We start from the raw sequence: 7,979 nt of genomic DNA on the forward strand, positions 1-7,979 counted from the left end.
TATGTGGTTTGATAAAGTCGTATATTTACAAACATTACCGCAAGAATTAGAAAAACTATTTGCTGATAACGGTTGGAAACGAACGCTATTTTTCCAAATTAAGAGCGGCATTTCAAAATTTATTGATGTAAGGTTGTTTGAATCGTTAGGAAGTGATGGCGAACGCAGAAGATTCGGTATAGCAAATGCGTATGATACTGCGGATTCTGATTTCACTGATAGCCGGTTTATTTCTGCAGATTCTCCACTAGGTAAATTAGGGATGGGGGATGGAGTGAAGAAAGACTTCTCTATCCCTGTTTCTCCTGTTCTTGGCCCTTCTGTCATTGTATATGTAAATGGGTTTGAACAAGAAAAGAGTAAATATAAGGTGGATGCAACTACAGGAAAAGTAACATTTACTACTGCTATTGCAAAAGGCGATAAAGTAACATGCGAATACAGATTAGCTACCAACACATATGAGCCAAACAATGACATGCTGCTATTTACTTTCAATCGATACTTTATTGAAAAAGAGATCCTTTCCGGTGATAAATTAGGGGAATTAGGAAAAGGAAATGGAACGAAAAAGAACTTCGCATTGCCATTCCCTAACTTTGACGAAAGTAGGGCCGTAGTTTACAAGGATAATACAATTGTTGATCCTAGCGAGTATTCGTTCACTGAAACGGAAATTGTATTTAAAACCGCACCTGCAGCAGATACAACAATTAAGATTAGCGGTATTTATTTCTTATTACCAAAAGAAGACGGAACACTGGATACATTAACAGCAAAAACAAGTTTCGATGTACAAAAGATGGAAAGTATTATGGGTGAAGTATATTCCACGATTAATTTTGTGAATCCATCGCCTTATACATCAATTAGTTTTACACCGGAGCAGCGTTTCTCTAAAGAATTAAATCGCGACTCTGTTGTTTATCTGTATGGGAATGCAAACAAGGACCGCTTAATTATGTTTATGCGTGTAGATCCAACACCAAATCCAGTTCGTGCATTATTTGTTCCGTTGTATATCGGAAAATTATATACATTCGATGTTGCACCAAGAAAAAACATGATTATTTTAAGCGGCTGCAGACCAGGCGACCAATTTGTATATTCACCAAATAAGAAAATTGGTAATGCGCCACTTGATTACGGTTCTGATACATCAAACGGAAACGAAACAGTTCAATTATCACAATCAAGTACAGGAGCCATGTACCAGCATCATTATTTAGCTTTCATTACTCATGATATGTCAGTAGATAGTGGACAAGGACGCTTTAATCCATCGGTTTATAGTGGTAAATATCATTTATCTCAAATTTATATTGTACATCCAAATGATGGCTATGTTGGGAAGCTAGATGATGTTTATGCCGTTCATCCAAAGAATATCCAGCAAGCCGATGAACTAGAAATTGAAAAAACAGTTGTAGATGAAGTACTTGGACAAGGTGATGGCCATCGTAAAGTATTTCATTTAGAACATAAGCCAAAGGGCGAAACGTTACGATTATTCATTTCATGTAAAGAAGTAGAAAAAACAGATTATGTATACAATGCAGAGGATAAGACCGTTACATTTAACGAAGCACCGGTTATTGGTTCTGAAATCACAGGCGCTTATGAAATGGCTCAATTATATCGTTATACATTACCGACAACGCCCGTTTGTCCTATGACACAAGCAAAAGCAACACCATTTAATCCAATTGGTTTAGCGATCTACAAAGAAGATATTTAAGCATAAGGGGGTAGCAGAAGAATGAGTGAAAAAGTTTATTCTATTGCTTCCCCTTCTATATGTACCAAAGAAAAAAGTCATGTTGTTGTCGTTGGTTCTGGACCTAATCAGAATGAAAAAGTTTATTCTTTCTCTATTACGCCAGCGAATACAGAAAACAAAAATGATGTTGATTATCCAGTTTGCATTGCTCCTTATGCGAGATATAAGGCTGTTAAAGAAGATAACGCAGGAGTAACCGCCACAAAAGTAAGAGCAAAAGGGATTTTAACAGATGTTGTAGAGAATGCATTGCGACAAATAGAGGTAGAAGCCTACATTTCAAATGCAACTGATTCTGATTTAAATCGAAATATAAATGTGGCCAACATTGAAATGCAGCATTCGCAACGAATGGACAGTATTTCTGTTCAACTAATTTCTGCAGAAGAATCACCACAACACAGACGAATTTTCGATATAAACCATATCGAAGGGGTAGAGAGCGAAAAACCAAGCGAGATAGAAGCAATGGTACACGCTTCTGATGAAACAAATCTTATAACGAATGAGTATGAAGCTGCACCGATCATAAAGCAGGATTTACTAAAGGGTAAGTTACGTGAATTCGCTGCAGGTGTAGAAGTATTACCAGAATGGGTAAATGTTGCGCGTATTGTATATGGTGAAGGTTTTTATAATGAACTTATGGCCGAAAGAGTTGCAACGGATTATGAAGCTGTATCCATGCATAATGAAACGGGCGAGATTGTTACCAGGGAGCTAAAAGCTACACATGCAGAGGTTACTTTATCTAATGCAGTTCCAAATATATTACCTGTATCTATTGCCGAAAATGAAACTGGTGATATACAGCAAAAAGAAATACTTCTTCATGCCCCGGCACAATTTGAATTTGGTACAAAAGAGCGAGAAGTCAAAGGAATCATAGAAGAATTTGATTTATTCAATGGTATGGGTATACCGGTTTATCTTCCGGATTATGATTTATTTGCTCGTATGCAAAGAGACATTGAAACATCTATCGTTAAACAATATGTGTTGAATCGTGTAGAAGAAATTGAAAATGTGGACCTTCTTCCTTATGAAGATATTGAAAGCGCGTATTTAATTCGTGACATAGATGTAGCTCAAATTAACCTGGATCACTCTATTCGAACAAAGGAACTTGCTGCAGATGTTATTGCAAGTGACGAAGTAAACAAGAAAATAAATGTATTTGATTCTGAAAGAAATGAATCTGCATCATTTACAAGAACAAAAGAACAGTATGCGAATGTAGATACAACACACGCATTTGAACGTATCGTAGAAACACTTGATTCTGTTTATACCGATCAACAAGAATTCGCAAATAAAGAAAATGTATTTACTGCAGCTATAGAGATAGGACAAAAAGTTAAAAATGCTTCACGGGTATTATCTGTTAAAGATATTTCTAAAACTGACGATGCGAATAAATCGCAAAACATATTCGAGATACAGACAATTGTTACAGAAGCAGCAGAAAGGTTACATGAAATAAATGCCGGTATTGCTGATGCAGGTTATTCTCATCGTATCTTCAAAGAATTACAAGGCGTATCGCCAGACGTTACTTTTGCAGAAGTGAAAAATGAGCTCCAAGCAACTGTAGTTGAACTGGAACAAGCTGATAAAGAAGATACTGCAGTACTTACACATGTTGATTCAATTTCTTCATTCGGATTAAAAGAACGCTTACTTATTACTGATGTAAATACTGATGAAGTTGCCAGTAAAACCGAAAAAGAATTACAAGCTACCATAGAAGAGTTTGATTTATTTGAGGGCCTTGGTATTCCTGTATATCTTCCAGAATTCGATTTGTTTGGCCGTGTTCAAAAAGAACTAGAAACACGTATTGCCTTACTTAATGCTTCATCTAAATCACTAAATGTGATGCAAATGAAGCTAGATCAAACAATTGAATCTGAAAAAGCAATAAAAGAATATACAACTGTAGTAATTGAAGAAGTAGCTTCGGACACCGTTCCAGTTATCTTAGATGCTGAACATATATCATTAGATATTTCTTATAAACAGGATACACAACAAGCTCTTATTACAGAGCAAGAAGCCTTTACCGGTATACGTGAATTTGAGGGCGGAATTATCTCTGATATAACACCAGCCGATAAAGAAGTTATAACAACAGATGCAAATGTAATTGAAACTGTAGATGCAGCAAGGGAATCTGAACGATATGCAATCGTTAGTGAACAAGAATTATTAGAGCGACAGGCTATTGTAGACGCTGTGACTAATGAAGTTGATACATTTGATAGGGAATGTGGATTAGAAAGCGTCACAGAGGAATATGAACGGTTTGAACGTACACCAGAAAGAGAATCAGTTCTAGAAGATAATGAGCTATTCAAAATGGAGAGAGTACTAGATACAGAAAAACCAGATGAATTAATAGTTATCGAAAAAGAAAATGATGATCCGAAGTTATGGCTGCGGCATAGTCGTCAATCTTGGTGGACAAATTCAAATTGGAAGAAAACAAGATAAAGAGAAGGTGATGGTATGGCGTATATAGGACAAGTACTCAAAAATCCAGAAACCGGTTGGAGACGTTATGATGATGCTAATACCCTTATTACGTATGAAGGTGATTGGAGAATAGCTGAATCGTCTTACGCCGCTTATGGTAAATACCATCTTTGTGCTGGTAAATCAAAAATACGATTTTCATTTGTGGGTAGTAAACTTCGGATAATAGGTGGTACTCATAAGGGTTGGACTGGTACTGTTTATGTTGAGATAGATGGTGAAAATTGTGGTACTTATACTAACTATAACCCTGCTTCATATGGGGAATATTCTATTCTTTTATACGAAAAGAACGATCTAGAGTACAAAGTTCATAATGTTGTTTTGCATACAGATCAGATAAGCACTTTAGATGCTCTGGATTTTGGAGAACCAGGAGGGCTTGTCGTTCCTATCAAAGTCGGTGATGTATTAAAAGAACCTCAACTTGGTTGGACACGGTTTGATGATACGGATAGTAATTTTCATTATTCTGGGGCATGGGCCATATCTAAATCAGTTGAATACTATGGAGGTTCTATACACTTCTGCCCAGAAAATAACAAGCTGGCAACTGTAGAATTCAAATTCTATGGGAAAGCTTTGCGAATTATAGGTTTATTATCTTCTTCGTATGATGTAGGTCAAATTTCAATTGATGACATGCCATCCGAAAACATTATTTATACATATAATCCTTTAAAAACTCAGGCATTAGTTTATGAGAAAGTGGATTTAAAAGAAGATTTTCATACAGTTAAACTATCTGGTCTTAGTATAAATTTTGACGCAATTGACATTCTAAAAGGAAAGCTAGTTCCTTTTAAACAAGAAAAAATAAAAGTATCCTTATACGAAAAAGAAAGCGGAAAAATATTTGTAGATGATTTTGATTTCGTAAATCCAAAATGGCTTATGTCACCATCAAATTCATTTAACAATGCTATAAAAAAAGGATTCTTACGTATGAATCATTCTGCAGATAAAGACGTTATACTTTTAATCGATAAACCACAAAGTAACTTTGCAATCCAGGTTATTGCGGATTATGCTCCTACAAAAGAAGGAGATGAGGGCGGCTTACTGATTTATCAAAATGAAAAGAATAAGGTTGAATTCCTTGAATCTTATTCTGCTAATGGTTCACAAAGCAATAAAGAGTGGATGGCAATATGCAAGGAAGATCAATGGGACTTTTATACAAAAACAGATACATTTTTTGATTATGCGGATAACGATTCATTGGCAGCAAAAAGAATTGGTGTTGTTTTAAAAAGAGGAACTGCAGAGGAATTTGTACCGCTAGACATCAATAAAATTATTATGACAACAAGCAATATGTTACGTCTGCGCCAACTATATGAAAATTATAAGGTTGTATTAAAAGATACTGCAGATAATATCCTGTCTACTAACATCGTAGCTGCAGCTCATACAGGCATTGATATTCTACTTCCTTCTTTAGAGTTTGAGGGAAACATAGAAATATATGATGAGGAAAACGAACTAATAGCAAAGAAACAAGCTACCTTTTACGGTGGGGATATGTATTGCATGGGTTCATCCCTGCAAATCAAAATGAATAGCGAAGAATTAAATACAACGGATCCAACGAACTTAGGTTACATGGTGAATAATGAACGTATTGTAAAAATGACAATCGTAAATGATAACATCGGTGCTGCTACAAATATAAAACTATCCATTCAACAGTACATGGAGAAAGTCGGTTACACCTGGGCGCTTATTTCGTTAGATGGGACAAGATATTTAAATGAAATACAGATTGATTCAGTAGCCGCACAAAGTACACGTGATTTTTGGGTAAAGGTTGTGAAGGATACAAATTTCCTAGCATTCGAACCGATTTATTTTAATATTCATCTAAAACATAATTGAGGTGAATACAATATGGGAACTGTAATGAAATTATATAGATATACATCCGAAAGCGAGATTACACCATCAATCCTTATTGAGAGGAATATACAAATTACAATTGAACCAGGAAAAACTCTATATACCCCATTAGATGTAGGTTGTAACAAATACGATATTCGCACGATTCAAGTTACAAATGATTCAAACGTTGAAGCAATGTTATTTATGTACGATCAAAAAGAGAATGGGAATCAAATCTATAAAAGCTTATCCGAAAAAAGAACATATGATATTTTATCCATTCCTTGCGAGGATAAAGATCATACAAACAAGGTCCATCTTTATATAGAAAATAGGGGCGTAGCAACCTCTACTTTTAATATTTCCATGAAAGCAATACGTTTAAGTTAAGGAGGAATATATAAAATGACCAATAAAATTTGTAAGTTACACAGACTAGAACGAAGAGAAGTCTTTATGAAGATTATTAATGAAATGAAAAAGGCTGGATGGCAGCAATTAAATGCTGATGCGCCATCAAAAGATAAAATTTACGTCATGTACTCAAGTGGTAACGACGGTATGAAGAATCATTATATAGAATTACGCCCATTCGATTACGTCACTGCAAGTAGCCAAGATATTATAGCAGGTAACTATCCCCATTTTGATATAAGGAATTCTGCTAATTCTGTTACTGATGCAAACTTTAGATTAATTGAAAGATATGATAAAGAGAAGGATGTTACCTTTGGAGGACCTGGTGCGTTCTATCCATTATGTTTTCATCAAGGGAAAACAACTAACAATACTAGTGCTACTAATATTAGCAAACCAATTGCTATGGTAGACCTATATTTATACGTTGATAAAGACATTGTTATCTATTGTGTTTATGAAAACGATGATAATCTTCCAGAACGAAAAGGAAGGACTGTAATAGGATTATTTGGTATTCCAGATGACCTATATCAACAAGAGCAATTCAGCCCTATATCTTCCCCTTTTAGTGTCTTAGTGAGCGCTTGTCCAAGTTGGTACCCAACTTCAGCACTGGTAGCTGCTAGAAGTAAACTTATATATGAGGGATTAAAAAATGTTCCTATTACTATTTTCATTTGGGATAAGGTATTTTTAAAGGCACCTTCTTTAGAAGGAAATATAATATTCACATCATTTTTCATGGGAGATAACGTAGATGGATTAAGAGCAAAATTTGATGGCCTTTATACATATAGAGGTTCAAATTTTGTAACTGGAGATATCGTTGAAATTTCTCAAGATGGAGAAGTGCAGAAATATAAATTATTTAACACCTACTACTCAAGTGTATGGAGTTCATTTCCGGAGTACAACATTGCATTAAGAGTAGAATAAGGCTGGTGATTATATGACAATAAAAGGCATAATAATTCAACCAAAAACACTGTATCCAACCGTACAACGTAAACCACAAATACGCAAAGGCTCAAAATTAGAAATCAGTGACATGTACCTTACAGGGGTGAGACAAACCACCACACGAAAAGGGTTTATGTTTAATTTCTCCCGAAACGAAAGTAAAAATACTGAAAAAGCAGTGATGAAACCACCACGTACTGAACCACTAGAATACGCGTGGAAGAAAATGAACATATAACTTTATTGAAACCGAGCGTGCAGCAGCAGGCTTTTTTATTTTCGTCATAATTTGAAAGACCAACTATGAGAAGTCAAGGGGAGTTTTTTATATAAATAGGGGGTGTTTTTCTAAAAAAGGGCGTGCCAAATAAACCTAAGGATTTTCAAAAAAAATGAAAAGGTC

General features: G+C 35.2%; 5 protein-coding genes. All 5 read left to right on the plus strand.

Going from position 1 to position 7,979, the window contains the following annotated elements; genetic code table 11:
• Position 1 precedes the first annotated feature (1 nt).
• Genes ACS2CR_RS21815 through ACS2CR_RS21835 form a run of 5 tightly spaced genes read left to right on the plus strand, consistent with a single transcriptional unit; the run spans position 2 to position 7,552 of the window.
• Positions 2-1,738, plus strand: a complete 1,737-nt coding sequence (locus tag ACS2CR_RS21815) for a hypothetical protein (protein WP_000264167.1) — start codon at positions 2-4, stop codon at positions 1,736-1,738.
• Positions 1,739-1,759: 21 nt separating this feature from the next.
• Positions 1,760-4,273: a hypothetical protein gene (locus ACS2CR_RS21820; RefSeq protein ID WP_309567811.1), complete on the plus strand. Its 2,514-nt coding sequence runs from the start codon at positions 1,760-1,762 to the stop codon at positions 4,271-4,273.
• A gap of 15 nt (positions 4,274-4,288) precedes the next feature.
• Entirely contained in the window at positions 4,289-6,193 is a 1,905-nt protein-coding gene (locus tag ACS2CR_RS21825) for a hypothetical protein (RefSeq protein WP_153602947.1), read from the plus strand.
• Between the two features lie 12 nt (positions 6,194-6,205).
• Complete coding sequence (locus ACS2CR_RS21830; RefSeq protein WP_153602946.1) at positions 6,206-6,586, plus strand: hypothetical protein; 381 nt, start codon at positions 6,206-6,208, stop codon at positions 6,584-6,586.
• Positions 6,587-6,601: 15 nt separating this feature from the next.
• Positions 6,602-7,552, plus strand: coding sequence for a hypothetical protein (locus ACS2CR_RS21835; RefSeq protein ID WP_153602945.1), 951 nt, complete (start codon positions 6,602-6,604; stop codon positions 7,550-7,552).
• The last annotated feature ends 427 nt before the right edge of the window (positions 7,553-7,979 follow it).

Source organism: Bacillus cereus group sp. BceL291 (genome assembly GCF_051776705.1).
GTDB lineage: Bacteria > Bacillota > Bacilli > Bacillales > Bacillaceae_G > Bacillus_A > Bacillus_A cereus.

Bases quoted from the DNA above. Each gene is read 5' to 3' on its own strand.
- ACS2CR_RS21815 (WP_000264167.1), top strand. From the start codon at position 2: ATGTGGTTTGATAAAGTCGTATATTTACAAACATTACCGCAAGAATTA.
- ACS2CR_RS21820 (WP_309567811.1), top strand. From the start codon at position 1,760: ATGAGTGAAAAAGTTTATTCTATTGCTTCCCCTTCTATATGTACCAAA.
- ACS2CR_RS21825 (WP_153602947.1), top strand. From the start codon at position 4,289: ATGGCGTATATAGGACAAGTACTCAAAAATCCAGAAACCGGTTGGAGA.
- ACS2CR_RS21830 (WP_153602946.1), top strand. From the start codon at position 6,206: ATGGGAACTGTAATGAAATTATATAGATATACATCCGAAAGCGAGATT.
- ACS2CR_RS21835 (WP_153602945.1), top strand. From the start codon at position 6,602: ATGACCAATAAAATTTGTAAGTTACACAGACTAGAACGAAGAGAAGTC.